The organism is Chryseobacterium sp. C3 (genome assembly GCF_014218905.1).
Classification (GTDB): Bacteria; Bacteroidota; Bacteroidia; order Flavobacteriales; family Weeksellaceae; genus Chryseobacterium; species Chryseobacterium mucoviscidosis.
In genome coordinates this window covers 235,049-259,024 of sequence record NZ_JACLCU010000007.1, presented here as the reverse complement: position 1 = coordinate 259,024, position 23,976 = coordinate 235,049, and the positions used below count along the sequence as shown (strand labels likewise).

Here is a 23,976-nt window from a genome sequence, read left to right as displayed (position 1 = left end):
TAATGAAGTCATTTAAACTTTTTTCTTTGGAAAAAAGTTTAAATGACTTCATTATATCCAATCCCGGCTAATAAGGCATTATTAATATCTCCAGCCACTCCTTTAAGGAAGTTTAATCCTAAGGAGTGGTTTCTTTTTAAATGTGAGATACAAGGTTCTATTGCTGCTCTTGCCCGGAATCTTAATCTGGCTACTTGTTGCCCATATTTTGTTTTCTCTTTTTTTGTGGGAAGCAAAATTGCTGTTCCTTCTACTTCTTTTACTCCCCTAAATCCTCGGTCTGTGGCTGCTTTCGTAGGTCTTGTTCCTCCAATTGATTTTCTTACCCGCTCACTTTGTGCCAATGATTCTTCCAAGGTTTTGCTGTCGTGAGGATTGCCGGAAAATCTTTTTACGGAACTGATGATGCCTGTTTTCCGACCCCGTACTACCGCCACTTTTGTCCCAAACTCGTAATTCTTTCCCGATTTTCCTTTCGCAATACAGGCAATCTGTGGTTCGTGAAGACTGTAAATTTTATCTTTCGTGTTGCGTTCTTGAGTGAGTACTTTGAGGTAAATTTTAAAAACTTCTTCGTAGTCTTTTAAAACGCTTACCGGGAGCTTCCTTTCCAATTCCCGAAGCACCCTTTTGCCAATCGTTCTGAGCTTTTTTCTTGCCATCCTAGCATCCTTTTGTCTTTTGGGATGATGACCGAAATAGGCAGTCCGAAGCAATTGTTTGCTTACTCTTTTGTAGCTTTGTCTTTGTACAACACCTTCTTCCTGGGCTATTTTACAGCAATTATCAATCACCTTTTTTGCCAGTTTGGCATCCGTAGGAAAAGTAATATTCTTTTCCCCAACGGTGGTGTCTATCTGAACTTCATCTTCTCTTTTGGCTTTCGGATGAAGGGAAACACTTTGTCCCAAAAGGAATTCCAAACCTTTCTCCCCAATTCTCTTTCTAAAATGTACAAAATTGCTGGGGTCAAATGGCTGTTCGGTCTGAAAAAAGGTTTCTCCGGTGAAATATTGCCAGTAAGCATTCTCAATCCACCGTTCTACAACCGTCTCATCGCTTTCTTTAAACATCTCCTTCAACAAAAGCATTCCTGCTATTTTGCGAATCGCAATAGAAGGTCTTCCTCCCTCTGAAAATAAATTTTCAAACTCTGACTCCATTTTATCCCAAGAAATCTCATGGGCTAATTTTACCAACGGATGCTCCATATTAATGAGTTCGGTAAGTCTGGTCTTGAATAAATCTTGCTGTAAATCCTCTTTTATTTTTCCTAACATTTTGCCACTTTCCATACCCTAAAAATAAGATTTATTGCAATTTTTAACAATCCTTTTAACCATATTTTTAATGCATTATAATGAAAATCAAAATATTATCCCGATTTTAAGGAATGACTATTTAATCCATAGTTAGAAAAAGTACCTCCGTTGATCCTGAATAATCCATTTACCGTTACATTTCCTGCAGTATCGTTGATGAGTTGATAGACCTTTCCTCTGTTCGACGAAGTTGCAGATGGTAAAGTAACATCTCCGGATATTAAAACGGTATAATCGTCGTCTGCAACAGTTCCGGTTGATAATGTCCTGATTTTTTGTGAAGCTGCAGCAGAGATCAGCTTGATCCATTTCCCAGAATTTCCGTCAAAATAGTAATATCCGGAAGCCGTAACATCTATGGTCTGTCCTGCAGGAGCTGTATCTTCCTGTGTAACGAAAACAATTGCTCCGTTTTGTGATGCAGTATAATTTTTTGCTCTCAATTGATCTCCTGTAATTCTCGGGGCAATAATCCCGTCAAATTTGAATGGATCTCCCGGATTGCCAATAACATCCAATGTCGCATTTGGATTTTCACTGTTGATACCGATTTGAGCGTAACTAAAAGAACCTACCAATAGTAAGGCAGGAAATAATTTTCTTATCATATTAGAATTTGTTTTTTTAACAAAAATATATTTTTATTACACAAATCCTAATTTTAAACCAATAAAATTACATTTAAAACACAAAAAGACAACCGATATGGTTGTCTTTTTAAATATTATGTTAAATAATTAAATTATTTTAAATCAAATCGATCAAGATTCATCACTTTTACCCATGCTGAAACAAAATCTTTCACAAATTTTTCTTTAGCATCAGAACTTGCGTATACTTCTGCAATAGCTCTTAATTCAGAATTTGATCCAAAAACAAGATCCGCTCTCGTGGCTGTCCATTTTTTATCTCCTGTTTTTCGGTCTGTTCCTTCGTAAAGTTCATTATCTTCCGAAGCCGATTTCCACTGGGTACTCATATCCAATAAATTAACAAAGAAATCATTAGAGAGTACTCCCGGATTCTGTGTAAAAATACCGTGAGAAGATCCGTCGAAATTCGCATTAAGAGATCTCATTCCTCCGATCAGTACGGTAAGTTCAGGAGCTGTAAGATTTAATAATTGCGCTTTATCAATCAGTAATGATTCTGTGGAAACCGAGAATTTTTTCTTTAAATAATTTCTGAATCCATCTGCTGCAGGCTCAAGATATCCCATAGATTCTACATCCGTCTGTTCCTGTGAAGCATCCATTCTTCCCGGCGCAAAAGGAACGATTACTTGATAACCTCCGTCTTTTGCCGCTTTTTCAACAGCAGCACTTCCTGCAAGAACAATAAGGTCTGCTAAAGAAACTTTTTTACCACCTGTCTGATTTTCATTAAATTCTTTCTGAATATTTTCAAGAATACTTAAAACTTTCTGAAGCTGTGCCGGATTATTTACTTCCCAGTCTTTTTGTGGAGCCAGACGAATTCTCGCCCCGTTTGCACCTCCTCTTTTATCACTTCCTCTGAATGTAGAAGCCGATGCCCAGGCTGTAGAAACCAATTCGGAAACACTTAAACCTGAATCTAAAATTTTTGATTTTAAAGCTTCAACGTCTGAATTATTGATTAACGCGTGATCCACTTCCGGAATCGGATCCTGCCATATTAATTCTTCCGCAGGAACATCCGGCCCTAAATAACGGGCTTTTGGTCCCATATCTCTGTGTGTCAGTTTATACCACGCTCTTGCAAATGCGTCAGCAAAAGCATCCGGATTTTCATAAAATCTTCTTGAAATTTTCTCATAAACAGGATCAAACCTCAACGAAAGATCCGTTGTAAGCATTGTCGGTCTGTGTTTTTTATCAGGATCAAAAGCATCCGGAATAATTTCTTCACCATTTTTGGCAACCCACTGATGCGCTCCTGCAGGACTTTTGGTAAGTTCCCATTCGTTTTCGAAAAGATTTTTAAAGAAATAATTGCTCCATTCCGTTGGAGTTTCCGTCCATGTTACTTCTAATCCGCTGGAAATAGCATCTGCTCCTTTTCCTGACTTATAAGTACTGTTCCACCCGAATCCCTGCGCTTCAATTCCTGCTGCTTCCGGCTCTTCTCCTACATGATCTGCAGGTCCTGCTCCGTGCGTTTTACCAAATGTGTGACCTCCCGCAATTAAAGCAACAGTTTCTTCATCATTCATTGCCATTCTTCCAAACGTATCGCGAATATCTTTTGCTGCTGCAATAGGATCAGGATTTCCGTCCGGACCTTCAGGATTTACATAAATAAGTCCCATCTGTACCGCAGCCAAAGGTTTTTCTAAATTTCTTGTATGGATATCTCCGTCTGCATTATCATCAGTAGGAAGAACTCCTCTGTTTTCTACCACTCCGTCTGAGCCATGTGCATAGCGAAGATCTCCGCCCAACCATGTTTTCTCTGTTCCCCAGTACACATCCTGATCCGGTTCCCAAACATCTTCACGACCTCCCGCAAATCCGAACGTTTTGAATCCCATCGATTCTAAGGCAATATTTCCGGTAAGGATCATTAAATCTGCCCAGGAAATTTTCTTCCCGTATTTTTGTTTAATGGGCCAAAGAAGTCTTCTCGCTTTATCCAGACTTACGTTGTCCGGCCAACTGTTCAAAGGGGCAAAACGCTGCTGTCCGGCTCCTGCTCCGCCTCGCCCGTCACCTACACGATACGTTCCTGCGCTGTGCCAAGCCATACGGATAAACAAAGGTCCGTAATGTCCGAAATCTGCAGGCCACCAATCCTGAGAATCCGTCATTAGAGCATGAAGATCTTTTTTTACTTCTTCCAGATCCAGACTTTTAAAAGCTTCTGCATAATTGAAATCTTTCTCCATCGGATTAGACAGATCAGAATGCTGACGAAGAATATCTACTCTTAACTGATCCGGCCACCAGTCTATATTTTTAGTACCGCCTCCTGCAACATTTTCTTTTTTCATCGTTCCGTTGTGAAAAGGGCATTTGCTGATGTCTCCTGAAGTATTTTCCATATTGTTTAAATTTTTATGTTGTTTTACGTTTTACTGAATGAACAATACAAACTTACCATTGTTATTATATAAATACAATCTATTGAAAAAATTTTTACGATAGTTAAAAACAATAATTTACATCAAATTACTGTTTTGCAGTTATTTAAAATTTGAAATAATTAATCATTCAATTAAGTTAAGCATTTTTTACTTTAATTTAAATAATCTTCAGCCTTTAAAAATCATATTTAGAACAATTCAAGAGAGTAATAAGATTTCCTGAATTTTATCCTTTTTATTTATCTGAAATTTAAGTACCTTTATCTATTCAGAAAACATAAAATTTTAGCAATGAAAAAAATATTGGTTGTCATTCTTGTCGCTTTTATCATCATCCAGTTTTTCCCAATTGATAAAACAAACCCGGCTCCGACTCCCGGAATGGATTTTTTAAAGATCAAAAACACACAGCCCGAAGTGGCACAACTGATTAATAATTCATGCTACGACTGCCATTCCAACGAATCCAGATATCCGTGGTATTCTAATATTGCTCCTGCCTCATGGATTCTGAAAAATCATATCGACGAAGGAAGAAAAGAGCTTAATTTCTCTACTTTTGCGACTTATCTTCCCAAACAGCAGGTTCATAAGCTTGATGAATGCATAGAGATGGTCGAAAAGAAAGAAATGCCTCTGGAATCGTATTATATCGGACATCAGGATGCGAAACTTACCGATGCGCAAAGAAAAATATTAGTAGATTACTTCAAAAAAGAAAAAGCGGAAACCGAAAGGAAAATGGCTCTTTAAAACCAAAAATCATGGAGGAAAAATGGATGGGGAAACATATTGTATTTTTTGACGGCGATTGCGGAGTCTGCAATTTCTGGGTACAGTGGATTCTTAAAAGAGATCACAACAACAGATTTCTTTTTGCCTCCCTGCAATCGGATTTCGGACAGACATTTTTATCCGAAAGAAAACTAAATACGGAAGTCTTCAACACGCTTTATTTGTGGAAACCAAATCATTATTATCTTGAAAAATCCAATGCGGTTCTGCAAATTGCCAATATTTTAGGCGGAATTTATAAACTTTCAGTCATCGGAAAAATAATTCCCCGATTTTTAAGTGACACAATTTATGATCTGATTTCAAAAAACAGAATGAAACTGGCAAATCAGAAATGTTATCTGCCGACTCCGGATGAAAGGAAAAAATTTATAGAAGTTTGATTTGTATTTAAGTTACTTTTCTCACGAATAAACAAAGACTGCCTTTTCAAAAAAGCAGTCTTTTCATTTTAAATTGTCGAATCCTACTGGTTCAAAGACCATACAGAATAAGACTTCGGAGCGCATTGAATTTTCACCCATTTGTCGCCCTGCGTTGTAGGATACCAGCCTGAACTTCCTGTAAAATCTTTAATCTGCTGACTTGCCCAGTTCGTCTGAATCCATCTTTCCTGCCACGTTGAAGAGTTATTGATGTAAACTACCAATCCCGGATTTCCGTTGTAGCCGTTTCTTCTTGCAATATATTCGTCGTTATCCGTATATAAAATAGAAGTTGTTCCGGTAGCTTTGTTATTGTGAATCCAGATCAGATTGTTTAGTCTTTCTTTGTTTAGCCATTCTTCATAATCTCTGTAGAAAATCGTAGGATATCCTTCGTGCGTTAAAATATAAGCATATGCCAACATTTTATTGTAAATAATGTCTGTATCGTGATTGGCAACAAAAGTCACCGCTTTAAAAGGATTTCTTTTCCACATCATATCATCATTCAAAGCATTCAAATTATTATTATCAAATGCTTCATCCATTTTATAATAGGCTGCAAAATCGAAAACCGAACTGTTGGCATTATTTGCCCACCATTCCAGCGTATTTACATTAGAATCCCATAATTCTCCCACAGAAAATCCACCTACGTTCGCATTCCATTTATTAACCACCCATGGTCCGAAACCTTTTACATAATCGAATCTCCATCCGTCAAACTTCATGACGTTTTTGTAATACTTAGCAACAGAATCATCTCTTTCCCAAAGCCAGCTCTGCACATAAGGATTGGCATGGCAAAGATCCGGAAAACCGCCAAAAGCACCTTCATCATTATTGCCGTAAGAATTTTTGTAAAAATCGTTGTAATTTCTTGGAAATTTTCCTGATGCTACCCCCGAAAAATTGGTCCAGGTACTGGTTCCTGTGTAAGGATTCGCTTCCGACTGACCACCACTGTTGTGATTGATGACAATATCGGCATACACCTGCATATTTTCGTCATGAGCTTTTGTAATCAGAGCTTCCAGTTCCGCTCTTGATCCGAAACGTGTTTCCACACTTCCGTTCTGGTTAAAATTTCCGAAATCGTAGTAATCCGTCGGATCGTAACCCATAGAATAGGCTCCGTTCTGGGCTTTTGAAGCCGGAGGAAGCCATATCGCTCCAATTCCTGCATTCGACCAGTCGGTTACTTTGGTTTTTACGGTATTCCACCAGTTTCCGCCATCCGGAACATCCCAGTAAAATCCCTGCATAAGGACACTTCCACCCGGTCCGGCAACAAATTTTGAGGTGGAAGAAACTCCCGCTCCTGTACTGAAAGGTCGCCCGTCATGATTGGTGACATTCACAATTTTATCATGAATCTCTAACTGTTTAGAGTTTTCAGTGACGATCTCATCATTGTTCTGGCAAGAACTCAGAATGCCTAAAGCCAGCAATGAGAGTAAAATGTGTGTTTTTTTCATGTTAAAAATTTTAAATTATTAAAGTATCAACTAAAATACAATTTTATTGAAATAAATTCTAAACCAAGTGAAATAATTTTAATTTTATCTAACAAATCTCTTCAAATCGTTATTCGGAAGATTCATTAAAAAATCATAAACTTTTAAGATTTTCGGTACAATTTTTCCATTATTCCATATATTTGCAGACTATGGAATACAATACCCAAAAAACTCAGCTTCATTTGCCGGAATACGGCAGAATTATACAACAGTTGGTTGAACGTTGTAAAGAGCTTCCTACAAAAGAAGAGAGAAGCGAAATGGCAATGGCGATCATTGATTTTATGGGTCAGAGAAACCCGCAGCTGCGAGACGAAGAAAATTATAAACATAAACTTTGGGATCATCTCTATATTTTAGCCAATCATGAATTGGATGTAGATTCTCCCTACCCTTTTCCTACGAAAGAAGAACTTGAAGAAAAACCGAAGAGAATGGAATATCCAAAACTTCAGGGTGATTTTAAATTTTACGGGAAAAGTATTCTTCAGTTAATTGAAAAAGCCATCGAACTTGAACAGGGCGACGAAAAAGAAGCTTTGATCGAGGTGATTGCCAACAATATGAAGAAATCTTACAATGTCTATAATAAAGAACACGTAACAGACGATGCAATCTTCCGTCACCTGAAAGAACTTTCGGAAAACAGGCTGGATCTTACCGGAATAGATTCTCTTGAGAAGAGCAAGATCTATTACACGACCAATAATAACAACCGAAATAATAACAATAACAACAGGAATAACAACCGAAACAACCAGAACAACAAAAGAAGGCACAACAACAATAACAACAACAATCATAATAAAAGAAAGTAGACATGAGTGGAACATTTCAAATAAGAGGAGGAAAAAGACTGCAAGGTGAAATTACTCCACAGGGAGCTAAGAACGAAGCTCTTCAGATTCTTTGTGCTGTTTTGTTGACAGATGAGGAAGTCAGAATTAAAAATATTCCCGATATCCACGACGTTAATCGATTAATTGAGATTCTGGGCGACTTTGGTGTACAGGTTACCAAAAACGGACACGGCGATTATACTTTCAAAGCTGATAAAGTAAATTTTGATTATATAAAATCAAACGAATTTAAAAAAGACGGCGCAAAACTGAGAGGTTCGATCATGTTGATGGGACCAATGTTGGCGAGATACGGTGAAGCGTATATGCCGACTCCGGGAGGCGATAAAATCGGAAGAAGAAGATTAGACACTCACTTTCAGGGACTTGTAGAACTGGGTGCTGAATTTCATTATGATGAGGAAGAATTCTTTTATTCATTAAAAGCGAAAGAACTCAATGGTAAGTTTATCCTGCTTGAAGAGGCTTCTGTAACAGGAACAGCCAACATCGTGATGGCTGCCGCTTTGGCAAAAGGAAAAACAAGAATTTATAACGCGGCTTGCGAACCGTATCTTCAGCAGCTTTGCAAAATGCTGAACAGAATGGGAGCCAATATTTCAGGAATCGGATCCAATTTATTAACCATCGAAGGGGTTTCACATCTACACGGAACGGAGCATACGATGCTTCCGGATATGGTGGAAATCGGTTCATGGATTGGTCTTGCTGCGATGACGAAATCTGAAATCACCATTAAAAACGTAAACTGGAATCAGCTTGGTGTTATTCCGAATACGTTCAGAAAATTAGGCATTCAGCTTGAGCAGAGCAATGACGATATTTTTATTCCGGCGCAGGAAAATTACAGAATTCAGAAATTTATCGACGGATCTATTTTAACGATTTCCGATGCACCTTGGCCAGGATTTACTCCGGATTTGCTATCCATTATTTTAGTGGTGGCAACTCAGGCAAAAGGAAGTCTTCTGGTTCACCAGAAAATGTTTGAATCCAGATTATTCTTCGTAGATAAACTGATCGATATGGGAGCGCAGATCATTCTTTGCGATCCGCACAGAGCAACGGTAATCGGGCTAAATCAGGAAACTCCGCTGAGAGGAACGACGATGGTTTCTCCTGACATCAGAGCAGGAAATGCTCTTTTAATTGCTGCCCTTTCCGCGGAAGGAAAATCTATTATCCACAATATCGAACAGATCGACAGAGGTTATGAAAATATCGACGGAAGACTGAAAGCAATCGGAGCGGATATTGAAAGAATTTAAGAGGTTCTTAATTTTCAACAAAAACAAAAACGACCGTTCACAAAAATGCAACGGTCGTTTGTTGTAATTAAAACTATATGAATTTCTTAAGTATATTTTCTGCACGTATATTCTACCGTGGTACTCAAAAGCTTATTTTTTTCCAAATAAAATTCTAATTGCTTAAAATCTTCTGAGCTTACATTAATATAAAGCTGAACTGCGCCGAAACTTCTTCCGTCTACATATTCTACATTAGCCGATAACACTTTATGACAGATCCCGAACTGATGGTAAATGGTATTCATTAAATGTTCGAATTTCATTTTACCATTCAACTCTATTTCCAGTATCCATTCTTTTTTGGGCAGGTTTAATTGATTTTGTAAAACCTGTAGTCCCGGATTTGGTGTTATCATAACTCAACATTTTAGGGTTAAACTTTCAGAGAAAACTTTTTTTTCAGATTTAATATTCTGTTGCTCTGTGCTAATTTGTCTGACAAAAATATAAAAAAATATTAGTCCACCAAATTAGTAGGATAATATTTTTTAATTTTAATCAATTTTTTCTGTGATGTTTATTTTTCGGTTAAAACCATTTGATTTTTTTCATAAAAAAACGGGCTTAGCCCGTTCCTATTGAATCTTAATATAATTTATTTTTATTTAAGTTTCATCACTCTTTCCAGTTTTTGAGAAGCAGCCAGACCATTCGGATTGCAGCCTAATTCACCTTCGGGAACTTTCAAGTTTTTCTTTTGATAAAATTCTTCCCAAAAAACATTGGTTTTTCCTGTTTTCGGATCAATAAACGTCATCGATTCCAGCTTAAAAATATGATCCTGACGAAAAGCTCTTTCTATGAAATCTGAACAGTAATACGAATTTTCGTCCAGAATATAATTGAAGTTATACGGTTTCCCTAACATGGAATTTGCCTTTTCAAGCGCGGAAGGAATCGATTTTTGATATTCGGATTTCAGACGGTATACCATAACCCGCTGTCCTTCTTTGGACTGATCTTTCAGGAAATCTTTTATCTCCTGCTTCTGCGAACCGCCTTTTGGAGCGGCGTGAAGTACGAAAATTCCGTCTTTGCCTTTTTCCACAATACCGATGTGGTCGAAAGAAGCATTTTCCTGCTTTTGGGTAACATTATTGATTGCCCCGGAAAGTCCCGTATCTTTTGCCGTTACAAAAAGTAAATCTCCGTTTTTCAAACCCGAACCCTGCGAGTTTTTACAGGCTGTAATCAGGACAAAAAGGAAAAAAACCGTAAAAACTTTCAGTAAAAGATTATTTCTTTTTAAAATTGGTTTCATAAATATCAATCCATTCTTCAACAGTCATTTTTCTGCTCATTTCTGCCAGTAATTCCATCGGAATATCTTCCATTTTTTTGAAGCGCACACAGGATTTGCCCATATCCAGCTTCTTTTTGGAATGTTTCGGAAATTCTTCTACAAACCAGTTCAGCAGTTCTGGTTTCGCATACATTCCCATGTGATACAACGCGACGAAATTTTTCTGGGAAGCAATGCTAATAAAAGGCAAAGGCGATCCCGGTGTACAGTGATAACCGTCGGGATATGTTTCCAGAGGAACTGCCCAACCGATCATTCCGTAGCTTGAGCCCTGCGTAAAACCTTCGGGTAAATTATCATTAATTGTCTGATACATTTTTCTGAATATTTCCTGTCTTTCTTCGGGAATCTGGGAAATATAATCATCAACGGAAACGGATGGAATCTGCATATTTTTCAGTTTTAATAATTATCCAAATTAACAAAAATTTAGCGGAACAGGCTTTTAAATGAATTATTTTGTTTTAACTTTTTTTGATTCACAGGTTTTAACCTTGATGCTTAATTGAACACAAAGCTCACGAAGGATTTTTAGTTATGAAATCTGTTTACACATTTTATTTAACCGCAAAAGTCGTAAAAGATGAACTAATTGTTTATTTAAAGCTGGCGATTATAAATAAAAAAGATCACAATAGTTTTTAAAAATCTTTGATTTTTATTCTTTTGAGCGCTTTGATTATTCTGGAAATTCGCTTTATCATTATCTTTTGCATCTTTTGCGGTTAATTCCGAAATTAATTTAAAGAAGTTCCTAAAATATGCTCACTCTGGCATTTTAGCTTCGGAGGTTTCCGAAATCATATTCCTTTTGGCGAGATGATTTCGGGAGTTCCCGATAGTATATCATCTTGGGCGGAATACCCTCGGAGAGTTCCGAAAATTTGCTCCTCTTGGCGATATGGTTTCGGCAGTTCCCGAAGGCTTCCTCCTTTCGGCGGTGGCTCTGGAAAGGCGATTGCAGGGTTTTAGAATTTTACTCTTTTTACTTTTCCACGAGAATCTGGAAAATATGATCATTTACGGAAACGGATTGAATTTACCTATTTTTCAGTTTTTTAATGATGCTTAATTGAACATAAAGCTCACAAAGGATTTTTTAATTAATATGAGTTCGAGATAAGTTTTCTTAAACGCAGGGTTAAACAAAGCGATTCAATTATCAGGAATTTAGCTTTAAGATATACAAAGGCGTAAAACTTATCAAAGTAATACCATTTTTGTCTTTTTTAAATGAACGAAGTGCGTTTGTTTAGCTTACCAACTTTCAACAAGTAAAAAAATCTTTTGGTTTTTCTTTGCGATAAATTAATATAACACTATAAATCAATTATTTAAATTCATTTCTTATTTCGAACTGAGGTTAATAAAACACTTTTTGTATCTATTATTAAGGAAATATTCACTTTAAAGGGGTTCTTAAAGCAAATCATTCAACTCAATCTGTTAAAATTCTTTCTTTACAAGCTTTATTTTATTATTGAGAAATTATATCTTATTTTTGCCATACAAATTTTTTGAACAATGCCGAATATTTCAAACAGAGCACTCCACATGCCGCCATCGCCGGTAAGAAAATTGGTTCCTTTCGCCCTAAAAGCGAAGCAGAAAGGGACAAAAGTTTATCACCTTAATATCGGGCAACCGGATATTGAAACTCCGGAAACGGCACTTAATGCTTTAAAGAATATTGATTTAAAAGTATTGGAATACGCACTTTCTGAAGGAAATATCGACTACAGAAAAGCACTTACAGAATATTATCATTCTTTGGATTTCACAGATCTTACACCGGATAATTTCATTGTAACCAACGGAGGATCAGAAGCTTTAAATTTCGCCATCTCTACTTTATGTGATGATGGTGATGAAGTAATTATTCCTGAACCTTATTATGCCAATTATAACGGATTTACAAGTACGTTCAATGTAAATGTAGTGGCAATTCCTTCTACCATTGATACTGGTTTTGCGCTTCCTCCGGTTGAAGAATTTGAGAAAAAAATCACTGAAAAAACAAGAGCTATCGTTATCTGCAACCCCGGAAATCCTACCGGTTATCTTTACACCCGTGAAGAACTTCAGAAATTGGCAGAGATTGCTTTAAAATATGACATCGTTGTTATTTCAGACGAAGTATACAGAGAGTATGTTTACGATGGAAAACAGCAGGTTTCTATGCTGGCTTTTCCTGAACTTGCAGAAAACTGCATCATTATCGATTCAGAATCAAAACGTTACTCAATGTGCGGTGTAAGAATCGGATGTATGATCACGCGTTCTAAAAAAATTCACGATGCGGCAATGCTTTTCGCACAGGCAAGATTAAGTCCTGTTTTACTGGGACAGATCGCGGCAACGGCGGCTCACCAAAATGACGGAGCTTACATCAGAGCGGTAAGAGAAGAATATACGCACAGAAGAAATGTTCTGGTAGATTTACTGAACGCCATTCCGGGAGTAATCTGCCCAAAACCGAAAGGCGCATTCTACTGCGTTGCGGAACTTCCGGTAGACGATACTGAAAAGTTTGCTCAGTGGCTTCTGGAAAGCTATTCCCATAACAACGAAACCATTATGGTGGCTCCTGCAGGAGGATTCTACAGCAATCCGGAACTGGGGAAAAAGCAGGTAAGAATTGCTTACGTTCTGAAAGAGGAAGATTTAAGAAGAAGTGCAGCAATCCTTAAAGATGCTCTTGAAAAATACAAATCAGAATTCAGTCTTTAATTTAAACTAACATAATATGTCAGCAATAAAATATCATAGTTTGAAATTGTTCTCACTATTTATTTTATTGCTGATATTTTTTTCATGTAACCGCAAAAAGGAAGAAAATTATTCAGGAAATCCCAACGAAATTATTTCAATAAGCTATTCAGATATCGGCGGAGATCTCGGAAATTACAAAATCGTAAAAATTAACAAGGATTCTGTTTTTGCAGAACAGGGAGTTTCAGCAAAGAAAATCCATAAAGAATGGAAATCTGCAATAACGCCACAAATCTGGAAAAGAGTAACGGCGCCTCTTAATATAAAAACATTAGACAAAATAAAAAGTTCTCCCAGCAAACAGCCGGTTGACGGTTTTGATGAAACTTTCCAGATCAGAACGCCGAAAAAATACCACGTTTATGTAAATTCGTATTCAGATACTATTTATTATCAACAGCTTCAGAAATTAAAAGACCAGATTAACGCCCTTCTTCCAACAGAATATAACTAAAATAATGCACGAAAATTATTCACTAAAGCCATACAATACTTTCGGGGTAGATGTAAAAGCAAGATATTTCACCGAAATACATACCGTTGAAGAACTGAAAGAAGCCATTAGTTTCTCCAATTCTCATTCGCTTACTACTTTATTTTTAGGAGGCGGAAGCAATGTTTTATTTACAAAAGATTTTGACGGACTGGTGATTAAATTAAACCTGAAAGGAATTTCTGTGCTGCCTGTAAATGAGAACGAAGTTTTGGTTACCGCAAAAGCAGGCGAAAACTGGCACGAATTCGTGATGTTCTGTCTGGATAAGAATTTTGGCGGACTGGAAAATCTTTCTTTAATTCCGGGGAATGTAGGAACTTCGCCGATGCAGAATATCGGAGCTTACGGAACTGAAATTAAAGATGTTTTTTATGACTGCAAGGTTTTAAATCTTGAAACACTGGAAATTGAAACTTTTGATCTTGAAAAATGCAGATTCGGGTACAGAGACTCAATTTTTAAGCAGGAAGGAAAAGGTAAATATGTGATTTTAGAAGTTTCGTTCAGACTTACCTTCCGAAATCATAAAATTAAAACAGAGTACGGCGCAATACAATCCGAACTTGAAAGTTCAGGTATTGAGAATCCTACGATTCAGGATGTTTCCAGAGCGGTTATCAATATCCGGCAAAGCAAATTACCCGATCCTAAAGAAACAGGAAACGCGGGAAGTTTCTTTAAAAATCCTACGATTCCTTTGGCTCAGTTTGAAGCATTACAGCAGAAGTTTGAAAACATTCCGGGATATCCGAACGGAAATTCTGTAAAAGTTCCTGCAGGATGGCTGATTGAACAATCCGGCTGGAAAGGAAAACAAATAGGAAATGTTGCCTCTCACAAGTTGCAGGCTCTGGTCATCGTTAACGCAACAGGAAACGCAACCGGAAAGGAAATTTTTGATTTTTCGACGGAGATTATTAATTCCGTGAAAGAAAAATTCGGGATTGAACTGGAAAGGGAAGTGAATATTATTTAAAAACTCATCATGTCAAAAAATTAATCACAAAAACTATTTAAAATCCAACCTGTTGTGATTTTCGTGATTTTAAACAATTTTACTAACTTTAGAACTAATTATCAGAATAATAAAAACACACAAATATGAAAATAGCAATTCTCGGAGCCGGAAATATGGGCTTATCCTTTTCAAAATCTTTTTTGAAATACGAACTGATAAAGCCTGAAAACCTTCATTTAATTACAAGAAACCAGTCTAAATTTTCAAAAATCTCGGAAGAATTTCCAAAGTCTAAGATCTCTACTTTCGATGAAGTGAAAGATCTGGACACAGATTTAATTATCATTGCCGTAAAACCTCAGGATTTTCAGCACGTAGCGGAAAATTTCCGATTTCAGTTAAAAGAAAACCAGATGGTTTTATCGATTATGGCAGGAATTAAAATCGAGAAAATTCAGAAATTATTAAATCATCCTTTGGTTGTAAGAGCCATGCCCAACTCTCCTACTCTTCTCGGAATGGGAATTACAGGCTACACTTCTGCAGAGGGAATTTCTTTCAGCCAGTTAATTAATATCGAGAGACTATTAAATTCTACCGGAAGATCTGTTTATCTGGAAAATGAAGAATTGTTGGACAGCGTTACCGCGCTTTCGGGAAGCGGACCTGCTTATTTTTATTACATTATCGATGCGATGATAAAAGCGGGTGTAGAAATGGGAATCGAGGAAAATCTTTCTCAGCTTTTTGTAAAACAAACAATGTTGGGAGCGTATCATTTAATCAACAATTCGGATAAAAGTCTGGAAGAGCTCATAAAAGACGTAGCTTCAAAAGGCGGAACCACTGAAGCTGCCCTGAAATCATTCAATGAAAATAATTTAAAGGAAATTCTGAAGGACGGAATTCTGAGTGCAGAAAAACGCGCGAAAGAACTGAACGGATAATCAGACTTTTTCAGAGGATAAATCAAAATCGACTTCAGCCTGAATTTATGCTACGTTTTGGCTAAAGCCGATTTTCTTTTTTTAATCTGAGTTCGGGATAAGTCTTCTTAATCGCAAGGTTAAACAAAGAGATTCAATTATCAGGAATTCACCTTTTAAGATATACAAAGGCGCAAAACTTATCAAAGTAATACCATTTTTGTCTTTTTTTAAATAAACGAAGTGCCTTTGTTTAGCTTATCAACTTTTAATAATTAAAAAAATCTTTTGTTTTTCTTTGCGATAAATTAATACAATACTACAAATCAATTATTTTAAACTTATTTCTTATCCAAACTGAGTCTTTTTCATCATTATAATGAACTAAAAACCGATTCCTGTTCATGTATTCTTAAACATTTCAAACTATCCCGTTTGGAAATCGTTTTTCGATAAAATTCTTCATTAAAAAGCCTAGAAATACACCAAAAGTATTCAGAATAATATCATCCACTTCAAAAATCCCCATTCTGGAAAAGTACTGAATTGCTTCCACAATGGTAATTGCCGAAATAAACGTAAAAAGGAGATTCTGTAAATCCTGAAGTCTGGGAAAAATCCAGCCTAGAAATCCGAAGGGAATAAACATCACCACATTTCCCGCAACAATAGTCACTATTTCTTTCCAGGAAATACATCCTTTGATGAAATTGATGGTAGAAAATATCGGCTCTATGGTTAACAGATTATCTTCCATCTGCGTTCTGCCCATCCCGAAAAACATGAGGTACAGCAAGAACAGCGTGTAGGGAACAATAATAATTTTATAAGATTTCTTTAACATCGTTTGCAAATTTATTCATTTCAAAAACATTAAATTTGTATGTTAAATCAATTTAATGAAATACGTTTTACTTACGCTCATTTCAGCGATGCTTTTGTCCGTTTCGTGGCCTACTTACGGAGTTCCGTTTTTTATATTTTTTGCGCTTGTCCCGCTTTTGATGATGGAGCACGGCGTCTCCAAATTTTCAGATTACAGCAGAAAAAGCTGGGTGGTTTTCGGACTTTCCTACCTCTGTTTTGTGATCTGGAATGTAGTAACAACAGGCTGGCTTTATGGTTCCAAAAATCCGGACGGAAGCCATTCTATGATGGCGGTTGTATTTCCGGTATTGGTCAATTCTTTCCTGTATTCATTGGTTTTCCAATGTTATCACTGGTACAAAAATGCACAGGGAACATATTGGGGTTTAGGATTTCTGATCGCGATCTGGATGAGCTTTGAAAAGTTCCATTTAGGATGGGAATTAACATGGCCATGGCTGAATCTGGGAAATGTTTTTTCCGATTATCCTAAACTTATACAATGGTATGATACCTTAGGAGCGACCGGCGGAAGTTTCTGGATTTTATTAATTAACGTCCTGATTTTCTATACAATCAGAATTTGGGAAGCAGGGAGAAAAAGAAAAGAACTTATTAAAAACACCTCCATTGTTGCCGCTTTAATCATTATTCCGATGATTATTTCTGTGGTGAAATATAATAATTTTGATGAAAAACCCATCGGAAGCGTTAATGTTCTGATGCTTCAGCCTGATCTGGATCCGTATGCAGAAAAATATACGCAGGACAGCTTAACCATCGAAAACGATCTTCTAAGCCTTGCCGAAAGAAATTCTAAAACAAAAATAGATTATTACATTGCCCCCGAAACTGCGCTTCCGGGAAGAGGTTCTATTTCGGAAACCGCTTTTGAAAAGAGTGTTATTTTAAACAATCTTAAAGGATTTTTAGCACAACATCCGGGTTCGGTTTTCGCAACAGGAATTTCTTCGCATCGTTTTTTTACAAATGAAAACAATCTGCCAAAAGAAGCTTACCAGATTCATACGGGACTTTGGGTAGAAAGTTTCAATTCGGCGGTGCAGGTTATTCCGAACCAGAAAGTAGAAGTATATCATAAAGGAAAGCTGGTTCCGGGTGTGGAAATTTTCCCTTATATGAATTATTTAAAGCCTCTTCTAGGCGATGCAATGATTAATCTGGGCGGAACGGTAGCTTCTTTGGGAACCGATAAAGAAAGGGTTGCTTTTTCAAATCCTTTCAACAAAGGAAAAATTGCACCGATCATCTGTTATGAAAGCATTTACGGAGAATTTACGGGAGAGTATGTAAAAAAAGGGGCGAATTTTTTAGCCATCATGACCAACGATTCATGGTGGGGCGTTACAGAAGGGCATAAACAGCTTCTTTCCTACGCAAAATTAAGAGCTATTGAAACCCGAAGAGAAATCGCAAGAGCTGCAAACAGCGGAATTTCTGCGCATATTAATGCGAAAGGGGAAATCATGGAAGATACTTTTTACGGTGATAAAACGGCTTTATTTTCTAAAATAAACCTGTATGACGGGATGACTTTTTACGCAAGATCCGGAGATCTTCTGTCGAGATTTTCTGTTTTTGCTTTAGGATTTCTGCTGTTTTATTTTTTAATCCGCTGGTTTCAGAGAAAGAAAAAAAAGGCTTAAAAATTTTTCTTTTCCGGATATGAATACTATCATTCTTAAAGCCAACACGTACTGAGAGTGACATTAACATAAAATCTGAACGATTAATGTATAAGTTATTTATAAATAATTTTGTAAAAGATTTGTCTATCTGAAAAATTCTTCGTTATTTTGCACACTCAAATATTATAGTACAAATAAGAACATCGAGATATGTCAAGAATTTGCCAAATAACAGGAAAGCGTGCAATGGTTGGTAACAACGTTTCTCACGCTAATAACAAAACGAAGCGTCGTTTTGAAATTAACTTATTAGAGAAGAAATTTTACCTTCCGGAGCAAGATAAGCACGTAACACTGAAAGTATCAGCTCATGGATTGAGAGTGATTAACAAGATTGGAATCGAGGAAGCTATTGAAAGAGCTACTAGAAACGGATTGATAAAAAAGAACTAAATCATGGCAAAAAAAGGAAATAGAGTTCAAGTAATCCTTGAATGTACAGAGCACAAAGAAAGCGGTATGCCAGGAATGTCCAGATACATTTCTACAAAAAATAAAAAGAACACTACAGAAAGATTGGAATTGAAAAAATACAATCCTGTTCTTAAGAAAGTTACAGTTCACAAAGAAATCAAGTAATTTATAAAATATAATTTACCATGGCAAAGAAAGTAGTAGCAACCCTACAAACCGGGTCTAAAAAAATGACCAAAGTGGTGAAAATGGTAAAGTCTCCAAAATCAGGAGCTTACGTTTTCGAAGAAAAAGTAATGAATGCAGACGAAGTTGACGGTTATTTGAAAAAATAATCTCCACTTTATTTACAATATAAAAAACTACTCATATTTTGGGTAGTTTTTTTGTTATCTTTGCTTTTAATCTAATCTGGAAGTCATAAGCTGGATGCAGGAAGTTTATTACATATCATTGTAAAGTAAGATTGTAAACTTTAATCCTCCATCTCTCGCTTCCATCATTAAAACATAAAATTCCGTAATTCATAAGATGAGTTGGTTTAAGAATATTTTTAAAAAAGAAGAAAAAGAAACGTTAGATAAAGGATTGGAAAAATCCAGCCAGGGTTTCTTTGAAAAAATGACGAAAGCCGTAGTCGGCAAAAGCAAAGTAGATGATGAAGTTCTTGATGATCTTGAAGAAGTACTCATTGCATCCGACGTCGGAGCATCTACCACCATCAAAATTATAGAAAGAATTGAAGAGCGCGTTGCAAGAGACAAATACGTTGGTGTAAACGAACTTGATAAAATCCTTCGTGAAGAAATCTCAGGTCTTCTGCTTGAAAATCCACACGCCGGAACCGGAAATATCGACACTTCCAAAAAGCCTTACGTCATTATGGTTGTCGGGGTAAACGGCGTAGGAAAAACAACCACTATCGGAAAACTGGCACATCAGTTTACTTCAGAAGGGAAAAAGGTGGTTTTAGGAGCGGCAGATACATTCAGAGCCGCTGCGGTGGATCAACTAGTAATCTGGAGCCAGAGAGTCGGAGTTCCTATCGTAAAGCAGGAGATGGGCTCAGATCCGGCTTCCGTTGCTTTTGATACGGTACAGAGTGCCGTTGCCCAAAATGCAGACGTGGTTATTATTGATACGGCAGGAAGACTTCACAACAAGATCAATTTAATGAATGAGCTTTCTAAAATCAAGAGAGTAATGCAGAAGGTTATTCCGGATGCGCCTCATGAGATTTTACTGGTTCTTGACGGTTCTACCGGTCAGAATGCTTTTGAACAGGCAAAACAGTTTACAGCCGCTACGGAAGTTAATGCTTTAGCGGTAACCAAACTTGACGGAACTGCGAAAGGAGGCGTTGTGATCGGGATTTCAGACCAGTTCCAGATTCCTGTAAAATATATAGGCGTTGGAGAGAAGATGCAGGATTTGCAGTTGTTTAATGGTACGGAGTTTGTAGATTCTTTTTTCAAGAAAAGATAACAGCTCATATTTTTTTATAAATTAGCTGTATCTATTAACACTAATTTTAAAAAAATAATTATTATGTTCACATTTATTCTTTGGATTATTTTCGGACTGGTTGTAGGTGCTTTGGCTAAAATGATAATGCCTGGCAAACAAAATATGGGTTGGCTAATGACCTGTATTTTAGGAATCATCGGAGCTTTTGTCGGCGGGTTTATTGCCAATGCCATATTTGGCGGAGGCGGAGCAAGCGATGAAAGAATGTTTCACTTCTGGCCCATTATTTTTTCAGTGGGAGGCGCTTTAATCGTTCTGTGGATTTACGGAATGCTTACCAAAAAAAGCTAAGTTTAATTAGCCATAAAAAATTAAAACGGCGGATTTGAATTTCAAATCCGCCGTTTCTTTGTACAATATATAATTTAGTTAGTTGATTTTGATCTGGTAAGGCATTTCCATTTTTACTTCAGACTGTAGTTTTCTTTCTTCTACGATCTGCTCTAAAAGTTCATAATTTGCTTTTCCAATTTTACTTTTTACCACTCTTGCAGAGATATCCTCTTCATTAAGATCTTTAAAAATCTGCTCGAAAGGCGTCATGCTTTTAGGATAAGAAGAAACTGCGTAAGACTTTAAACCAGCTTTCTGAGCGGCAAATTTCACAGCATCATTCAATGTTCCCAATTCATCTACAAGACCGATTTGTTTGGCTCTGGTTCCGCTCCATACTCTTCCTCCTCCTACACTGTCGATCTGTTCAAAAGTCTGTTTTCTGTTCTGCGTTACAAAATGTACGAATCTTTTATAAGTACCTTCCACGCTTCTGGTAATTAAGCTTACTCCGTAAGGCGTAACTCCGTTTAAAGAAGAATAATATTGAGAATTGGCATTGGTAGAAACAATATCGGAACGGATTCCGTTTTTATTTGCAATATCCTTGAAGTAAGGAATCACTCCGAAAACGCCGATAGATCCTGTAAGCGTATTAGGTTCCGAATAGATTTTATCTGCCGCCATTGCAATGTAATATCCTCCTGAAGCGGCATAGTCACCAAAAGATACAATTAATGGTTTTTTCTTTTTCAACTGCTGTAATTCAAATAAAATCTCATCCGAAGCATTTGCACTTCCTCCCGGAGAATTAATTCTGAAAACAACCGCCTTTACTTTATCGTTATCCTGAAGTTCCTTGATGTATTTAATGTATTTTTCCGAATGGATATCATTATAATCGTCTCCTCCGTTAATGGAACCTGAAGCATACAAAACCGCGACTCTGTCTCCCGATTTTTCATCATCAGAATAAGAAGCAATATATTTTCCTAAAGAAATTTTATTTAACTTATCGTCTCCTGATAAATTTAATTTCGATTTAATTAATTGATCGTATTCTGTTTTCTGAATTAATTTGTCCGCCAGTTTATATTTTAAACTTAAATCCGGGATCATTCCGTACAAACTATCGACCACCGTTCTGAACTGAGCCGTATCGATCTTTCTGGAAACCGCCATTCTTGAAGAAGTGTTTTTCCAGATATCATTTAAAAGTGTGCTTAGCTGTTCTTTATTTTCTGGAGAAATATCATTTCTTAAAAAAGGCTCAACCGCAGATTTAAATTTTCCGTGACGGATAACTTCAATCCCGATTCCATATTTATCGGCAAAATCCTTATAAAAAGCGACTTCAGTTGCCAAACCTTTAAGTTCGATCATTCCGGAAGGATTAAGATAATACTGATCTGCAACCGACCCTAAATAATATGCAGCCTGAGAAACCGTATTTCCATAAGCATAAACAAATTTGCCGCTCTTTTTAAAATCCTGAATGGCATTTCTGAGATCGTCAATCTGAGTAATTCCTGCATTTAAATAATCGGCTTCAATGCTTATTCCTTTAATATTATCATCGGTTTTTGCTTTTTCGATGGCTTCAATAGCATCATAAATCAACACATTTTTTGTCTGTTCACTAATATTAAAAAGGCCTTTCTGCTCTTCTGTAGGACTGTCTATTATATTAGTTTTTAAATTAATCGTAAGGACAGAATTTTTCTTTACAACCACAGATTTCTCACTTCCCATTGCGCTGAACACCAGCATGATGATAAAAAAGAAGAAAAACACAGCGCCTAAAATGACAATAGCCACTATATTTGCCAGTACATTTTTAAAAAAGCTTTTCATAAATCAATCATTTTACAATATGTCGCAACATAAAGTCGTTTTGTTACTCGGAAGTAATCTTGGAGATCAAAAAAAAAATCTTGAAACCGCTATAAAAAAACTGCAAAATGGTGGAAATGAAATATTAAAATTAAGTGAATTTTTAATATCCGAGCCCGTAGAATTTGCCAGTTCTAATATTTTTTGTAATATTGCACTGATAATGTTTACTCGTCTTTCGCCAATTCAACTGCTTGATTTTGTTAAAAGTATTGAAAAAGAAATGGGAAGAGCTAACGATTCTAAAGCTTCAGGAGGATATTCTGATAGAGTAATAGACATAGATATCGTTACCTATAATGAACTAAAATTTGTCTCAGAAAGATTGGAAATCCCTCACAAAAAGCATCTTTTTGAAAGAGAATTTTCAAAAACATTATTAAGCAATTTTATCAAATAAAACATAAAACATATTGTATGAAATTAGGTTTATTATTATTGGCTACGTTGCCTATTGCTGCTTATGCACAAGATAGTATAGCTGTTACTTCAAATGATAAGTATCCCAATACATTTTCTTCAGGTTCTGCCAATGTTCAACCTTTCGACACAAAAGCAAAAAGATTCAACGACTGGTCTGTATCAGTAGGTGGAGGTGCTGCATTTATGGTTCACTCCGATCTGAAGTCTATTACAGATAAAAAAATCAACTGGGGCTACAATTCATATGTGAGTTTAGACAAACAGATTACCCATGTTGTAGGAATCAGCCTTATTTATCAGAGAGGAGAAACAAATCAGAGAGGACAGCTTGAAGGAGCTGCAGGTGTAGCTGCCGGAGTGGCAGAAGCCAAAACGAAATATAACCAGATTGCTTTAATGGGAGATGTTAACTTTTCTAATCTTTTAAGAAGAGTAGACAATCATTCTCCTTACAGATGGGCATTGCATGGTTATGCCGGTGTTGGTTTAATGAATTTCAATACTTCTTTATATGATAATAATGAATTCAGATGGAGCACTACTCCTGCAAGAATTCCGTTATTCATTAACCAAAAGTTAGACATCAACTCAATTTATTATCAGCTTGGTGCAGGTTTGAAATATAAAGTTTCAAAACTTATCGACATTGAAGCAAGAACGATGTACATCATCAGTGGAGACGACGAATTCGACGGTGGTGGTAATGCAGGTCCTGCAGATTATGATGTTACTTCTAAAGTATCAAAGTATAATATGCTTGATAAAAGAAGATCTGATAATGCATGGACAGTGAACTTAGGTGTTTCTTTCAAACTAGGAAAACACAATTCTCATCTGGCTTGGCACGATCCTTTACAGGAAGCATATTACAGAACCAATGTTCTGGAAAACAAAAGCACGGAACTTGTAGTATGTGAAAAAGGAGATCTTGATAACGACGGTGTTTGCGACGATTGGGACAGACAGCTTGATACTCCTGCAGGAGCAAGAGTAGACGGAGCCGGAGTTGCTTTAGATATGGATCTGGATGGCGTAATCGATTTATACGATAAGTGTATAACGGTTCCCGGACCGGTAGAAAATCAAGGTTGTCCTACTACAGCCAAATAATTATAACTA

26 protein-coding genes are annotated in these 23,976 nt (G+C 36.7%); 17 read left to right on the top strand and 9 right to left on the bottom strand.

Features of this window, described 5'->3' with window-relative positions:
- Positions 1 to 38 precede the first annotated feature (38 nt).
- The 3 genes from H6W53_RS16695 to katG all read right to left on the bottom strand — a co-directional run bounded on the left by H6W53_RS16695 (position 39) and on the right by katG (position 4,344).
- Positions 39 to 1,280, bottom strand: a complete 1,242-nt coding sequence (locus tag H6W53_RS16695) for an IS5 family transposase (protein ID WP_185208460.1) — start codon at positions 1,278 to 1,280, stop codon at positions 39 to 41.
- A 95-nt stretch (positions 1,281 to 1,375) separates the two neighbouring features.
- A complete protein-coding gene (locus H6W53_RS16690; RefSeq protein WP_185208458.1) occupies positions 1,376 to 1,930 on the bottom strand; it encodes a hypothetical protein in 555 nt (184 codons plus the stop codon).
- Between the two features lie 134 nt (positions 1,931 to 2,064).
- Complete coding sequence (gene katG, locus H6W53_RS16685) at positions 2,065 to 4,344, bottom strand: catalase/peroxidase HPI (protein WP_185208456.1); 2,280 nt, start codon at positions 4,342 to 4,344, stop codon at positions 2,065 to 2,067.
- A gap of 333 nt (positions 4,345 to 4,677) precedes the next feature.
- On the opposite strand from katG, the gene H6W53_RS16680 reads away from it, so the two are divergent.
- On the top strand, positions 4,678 to 5,139 hold the full coding sequence (locus H6W53_RS16680) for a heme-binding domain-containing protein (RefSeq protein ID WP_087712380.1): 462 nt from the start codon (positions 4,678 to 4,680) through the stop codon (positions 5,137 to 5,139).
- 11 nt (positions 5,140 to 5,150) lie between these two features.
- A complete protein-coding gene (locus tag H6W53_RS16675) occupies positions 5,151 to 5,564 on the top strand; it encodes a thiol-disulfide oxidoreductase DCC family protein (RefSeq protein ID WP_185208453.1) in 414 nt (137 codons plus the stop codon).
- 83 nt (positions 5,565 to 5,647) lie between these two features.
- On the opposite strand, the gene H6W53_RS16670 is transcribed toward H6W53_RS16675, so the two are convergent.
- A complete protein-coding gene (locus tag H6W53_RS16670) occupies positions 5,648 to 7,084 on the bottom strand; it encodes an alpha-amylase (RefSeq protein ID WP_108411211.1) in 1,437 nt (478 codons plus the stop codon).
- Between the two features lie 191 nt (positions 7,085 to 7,275).
- Between H6W53_RS16670 and H6W53_RS16665 the strand changes: the two genes are divergently transcribed.
- Positions 7,276 to 7,944, top strand: coding sequence for a DUF4290 domain-containing protein (locus H6W53_RS16665; protein ID WP_185208451.1), 669 nt, complete (start codon positions 7,276 to 7,278; stop codon positions 7,942 to 7,944).
- A 2-nt stretch (positions 7,945 to 7,946) separates the two neighbouring features.
- Positions 7,947 to 9,254 (top strand): UDP-N-acetylglucosamine 1-carboxyvinyltransferase, encoded by a 1,308-nt coding sequence (gene murA / locus H6W53_RS16660; RefSeq protein WP_116097508.1) that lies wholly within the window; start codon positions 7,947 to 7,949, stop codon positions 9,252 to 9,254.
- 86 nt (positions 9,255 to 9,340) lie between these two features.
- Here the strand turns inward: murA and H6W53_RS16655 are convergent, their stop codons facing one another.
- The 3 genes from H6W53_RS16655 to H6W53_RS16645 form a co-directional block, all read right to left on the bottom strand.
- A complete protein-coding gene (locus H6W53_RS16655) occupies positions 9,341 to 9,652 on the bottom strand; it encodes an NIL domain-containing protein (RefSeq protein WP_185208449.1) in 312 nt (103 codons plus the stop codon).
- 245 nt (positions 9,653 to 9,897) lie between these two features.
- The gene (locus H6W53_RS16650; protein WP_185208447.1) at positions 9,898 to 10,557 is read right to left on the bottom strand and encodes a YiiX/YebB-like N1pC/P60 family cysteine hydrolase; all 660 of its coding nucleotides are present in this window, start codon (positions 10,555 to 10,557) and stop codon (positions 9,898 to 9,900) included.
- The gene (locus H6W53_RS16645) at positions 10,532 to 10,990 is read right to left on the bottom strand and encodes a DUF1801 domain-containing protein (protein ID WP_185208445.1); all 459 of its coding nucleotides are present in this window, start codon (positions 10,988 to 10,990) and stop codon (positions 10,532 to 10,534) included. Before H6W53_RS16645 ends, H6W53_RS16650 begins: the two co-directional genes overlap by 26 nt.
- Before the next feature lie 510 nt (positions 10,991 to 11,500).
- On the opposite strand from H6W53_RS16645, the gene H6W53_RS16640 reads away from it, so the two are divergent.
- From H6W53_RS16640 to proC, 5 genes are all read left to right on the top strand, one after another.
- Positions 11,501 to 11,671, top strand: coding sequence for a hypothetical protein (locus H6W53_RS16640; protein WP_185208442.1), 171 nt, complete (start codon positions 11,501 to 11,503; stop codon positions 11,669 to 11,671).
- 452 nt (positions 11,672 to 12,123) lie between these two features.
- A complete protein-coding gene (locus H6W53_RS16635; protein WP_076390929.1) occupies positions 12,124 to 13,329 on the top strand; it encodes a pyridoxal phosphate-dependent aminotransferase in 1,206 nt (401 codons plus the stop codon).
- A 16-nt stretch (positions 13,330 to 13,345) separates the two neighbouring features.
- A complete protein-coding gene (locus tag H6W53_RS16630; RefSeq protein ID WP_185208440.1) occupies positions 13,346 to 13,825 on the top strand; it encodes a hypothetical protein in 480 nt (159 codons plus the stop codon).
- A gap of 4 nt (positions 13,826 to 13,829) precedes the next feature.
- Positions 13,830 to 14,843, top strand: coding sequence for a UDP-N-acetylmuramate dehydrogenase (gene murB / locus H6W53_RS16625; protein ID WP_185208437.1), 1,014 nt, complete (start codon positions 13,830 to 13,832; stop codon positions 14,841 to 14,843).
- A gap of 125 nt (positions 14,844 to 14,968) precedes the next feature.
- A complete protein-coding gene (gene proC, locus H6W53_RS16620; RefSeq protein ID WP_185208434.1) occupies positions 14,969 to 15,772 on the top strand; it encodes a pyrroline-5-carboxylate reductase in 804 nt (267 codons plus the stop codon).
- 400 nt (positions 15,773 to 16,172) lie between these two features.
- Here proC and H6W53_RS16615 read toward each other — a convergent pair whose 3' ends face one another.
- Positions 16,173 to 16,595 carry a VanZ family protein gene (locus H6W53_RS16615; protein ID WP_185208432.1) on the bottom strand — a complete coding sequence of 141 codons (423 nt, stop codon included), beginning with the start codon at positions 16,593 to 16,595 and terminating at the stop codon, positions 16,173 to 16,175.
- Between the two features lie 55 nt (positions 16,596 to 16,650).
- Between H6W53_RS16615 and lnt the strand changes: the two genes are divergently transcribed.
- From lnt to H6W53_RS16585, 6 genes are all read left to right on the top strand, one after another.
- Positions 16,651 to 18,285 carry an apolipoprotein N-acyltransferase gene (gene lnt, locus H6W53_RS16610; RefSeq protein WP_185208430.1) on the top strand — a complete coding sequence of 545 codons (1,635 nt, stop codon included), beginning with the start codon at positions 16,651 to 16,653 and terminating at the stop codon, positions 18,283 to 18,285.
- A gap of 192 nt (positions 18,286 to 18,477) precedes the next feature.
- Positions 18,478 to 18,720 carry a 50S ribosomal protein L28 gene (gene rpmB, locus H6W53_RS16605; RefSeq protein ID WP_002976757.1) on the top strand — a complete coding sequence of 81 codons (243 nt, stop codon included), beginning with the start codon at positions 18,478 to 18,480 and terminating at the stop codon, positions 18,718 to 18,720.
- Positions 18,721 to 18,723: 3 nt separating this feature from the next.
- A complete protein-coding gene (gene rpmG, locus H6W53_RS16600) occupies positions 18,724 to 18,906 on the top strand; it encodes a 50S ribosomal protein L33 (protein WP_027379950.1) in 183 nt (60 codons plus the stop codon).
- A gap of 20 nt (positions 18,907 to 18,926) precedes the next feature.
- Positions 18,927 to 19,076, top strand: a complete 150-nt coding sequence (locus tag H6W53_RS16595) for a DUF4295 family protein (protein ID WP_087712364.1) — start codon at positions 18,927 to 18,929, stop codon at positions 19,074 to 19,076.
- A gap of 196 nt (positions 19,077 to 19,272) precedes the next feature.
- On the top strand, positions 19,273 to 20,226 hold the full coding sequence (gene ftsY / locus H6W53_RS16590) for a signal recognition particle-docking protein FtsY (RefSeq protein WP_087712363.1): 954 nt from the start codon (positions 19,273 to 19,275) through the stop codon (positions 20,224 to 20,226).
- A 63-nt stretch (positions 20,227 to 20,289) separates the two neighbouring features.
- Positions 20,290 to 20,559, top strand: coding sequence for a GlsB/YeaQ/YmgE family stress response membrane protein (locus H6W53_RS16585; protein ID WP_076390923.1), 270 nt, complete (start codon positions 20,290 to 20,292; stop codon positions 20,557 to 20,559).
- Between the two features lie 78 nt (positions 20,560 to 20,637).
- On the opposite strand, the gene sppA is transcribed toward H6W53_RS16585, so the two are convergent.
- Positions 20,638 to 22,395 (bottom strand): signal peptide peptidase SppA, encoded by a 1,758-nt coding sequence (sppA, locus tag H6W53_RS16580; RefSeq protein ID WP_185208428.1) that lies wholly within the window; start codon positions 22,393 to 22,395, stop codon positions 20,638 to 20,640.
- Positions 22,396 to 22,414: 19 nt separating this feature from the next.
- Between sppA and folK the strand changes: the two genes are divergently transcribed.
- Both folK and H6W53_RS16570 read left to right on the top strand, forming a co-directional pair.
- Positions 22,415 to 22,834 (top strand): 2-amino-4-hydroxy-6-hydroxymethyldihydropteridine diphosphokinase, encoded by a 420-nt coding sequence (folK, locus tag H6W53_RS16575; RefSeq protein ID WP_185208426.1) that lies wholly within the window; start codon positions 22,415 to 22,417, stop codon positions 22,832 to 22,834.
- A gap of 17 nt (positions 22,835 to 22,851) precedes the next feature.
- Entirely contained in the window at positions 22,852 to 23,967 is a 1,116-nt protein-coding gene (locus tag H6W53_RS16570; protein ID WP_185208424.1) for an outer membrane beta-barrel protein, read from the top strand.
- The last annotated feature ends 9 nt before the right edge of the window (positions 23,968 to 23,976 follow it).

Bases quoted from the DNA above. Each gene is read 5' to 3' on its own strand.
- H6W53_RS16695 (WP_185208460.1), bottom strand. From the start codon at position 1,280: ATGTTAGGAAAAATAAAAGAGGATTTACAGCAAGATTTATTCAAGACC.
- H6W53_RS16690 (WP_185208458.1), bottom strand. From the start codon at position 1,930: ATGATAAGAAAATTATTTCCTGCCTTACTATTGGTAGGTTCTTTTAGT.
- katG (WP_185208456.1), bottom strand. From the start codon at position 4,344: ATGGAAAATACTTCAGGAGACATCAGCAAATGCCCTTTTCACAACGGA.
- H6W53_RS16680 (WP_087712380.1), top strand. From the start codon at position 4,678: ATGAAAAAAATATTGGTTGTCATTCTTGTCGCTTTTATCATCATCCAG.
- H6W53_RS16675 (WP_185208453.1), top strand. From the start codon at position 5,151: ATGGAGGAAAAATGGATGGGGAAACATATTGTATTTTTTGACGGCGAT.
- H6W53_RS16670 (WP_108411211.1), bottom strand. From the start codon at position 7,084: ATGAAAAAAACACACATTTTACTCTCATTGCTGGCTTTAGGCATTCTG.
- H6W53_RS16665 (WP_185208451.1), top strand. From the start codon at position 7,276: ATGGAATACAATACCCAAAAAACTCAGCTTCATTTGCCGGAATACGGC.
- murA (WP_116097508.1), top strand. From the start codon at position 7,947: ATGAGTGGAACATTTCAAATAAGAGGAGGAAAAAGACTGCAAGGTGAA.
- H6W53_RS16655 (WP_185208449.1), bottom strand. From the start codon at position 9,652: ATGATAACACCAAATCCGGGACTACAGGTTTTACAAAATCAATTAAAC.
- H6W53_RS16650 (WP_185208447.1), bottom strand. From the start codon at position 10,557: ATGAAACCAATTTTAAAAAGAAATAATCTTTTACTGAAAGTTTTTACG.
- H6W53_RS16645 (WP_185208445.1), bottom strand. From the start codon at position 10,990: ATGCAGATTCCATCCGTTTCCGTTGATGATTATATTTCCCAGATTCCC.
- H6W53_RS16640 (WP_185208442.1), top strand. From the start codon at position 11,501: ATGGTTTCGGCAGTTCCCGAAGGCTTCCTCCTTTCGGCGGTGGCTCTG.
- H6W53_RS16635 (WP_076390929.1), top strand. From the start codon at position 12,124: ATGCCGAATATTTCAAACAGAGCACTCCACATGCCGCCATCGCCGGTA.
- H6W53_RS16630 (WP_185208440.1), top strand. From the start codon at position 13,346: ATGTCAGCAATAAAATATCATAGTTTGAAATTGTTCTCACTATTTATT.
- murB (WP_185208437.1), top strand. From the start codon at position 13,830: ATGCACGAAAATTATTCACTAAAGCCATACAATACTTTCGGGGTAGAT.
- proC (WP_185208434.1), top strand. From the start codon at position 14,969: ATGAAAATAGCAATTCTCGGAGCCGGAAATATGGGCTTATCCTTTTCA.
- H6W53_RS16615 (WP_185208432.1), bottom strand. From the start codon at position 16,595: ATGTTAAAGAAATCTTATAAAATTATTATTGTTCCCTACACGCTGTTC.
- lnt (WP_185208430.1), top strand. From the start codon at position 16,651: ATGAAATACGTTTTACTTACGCTCATTTCAGCGATGCTTTTGTCCGTT.
- rpmB (WP_002976757.1), top strand. From the start codon at position 18,478: ATGTCAAGAATTTGCCAAATAACAGGAAAGCGTGCAATGGTTGGTAAC.
- rpmG (WP_027379950.1), top strand. From the start codon at position 18,724: ATGGCAAAAAAAGGAAATAGAGTTCAAGTAATCCTTGAATGTACAGAG.
- H6W53_RS16595 (WP_087712364.1), top strand. From the start codon at position 18,927: ATGGCAAAGAAAGTAGTAGCAACCCTACAAACCGGGTCTAAAAAAATG.
- ftsY (WP_087712363.1), top strand. From the start codon at position 19,273: ATGAGTTGGTTTAAGAATATTTTTAAAAAAGAAGAAAAAGAAACGTTA.
- H6W53_RS16585 (WP_076390923.1), top strand. From the start codon at position 20,290: ATGTTCACATTTATTCTTTGGATTATTTTCGGACTGGTTGTAGGTGCT.
- sppA (WP_185208428.1), bottom strand. From the start codon at position 22,395: ATGAAAAGCTTTTTTAAAAATGTACTGGCAAATATAGTGGCTATTGTC.
- folK (WP_185208426.1), top strand. From the start codon at position 22,415: ATGTCGCAACATAAAGTCGTTTTGTTACTCGGAAGTAATCTTGGAGAT.
- H6W53_RS16570 (WP_185208424.1), top strand. From the start codon at position 22,852: ATGAAATTAGGTTTATTATTATTGGCTACGTTGCCTATTGCTGCTTAT.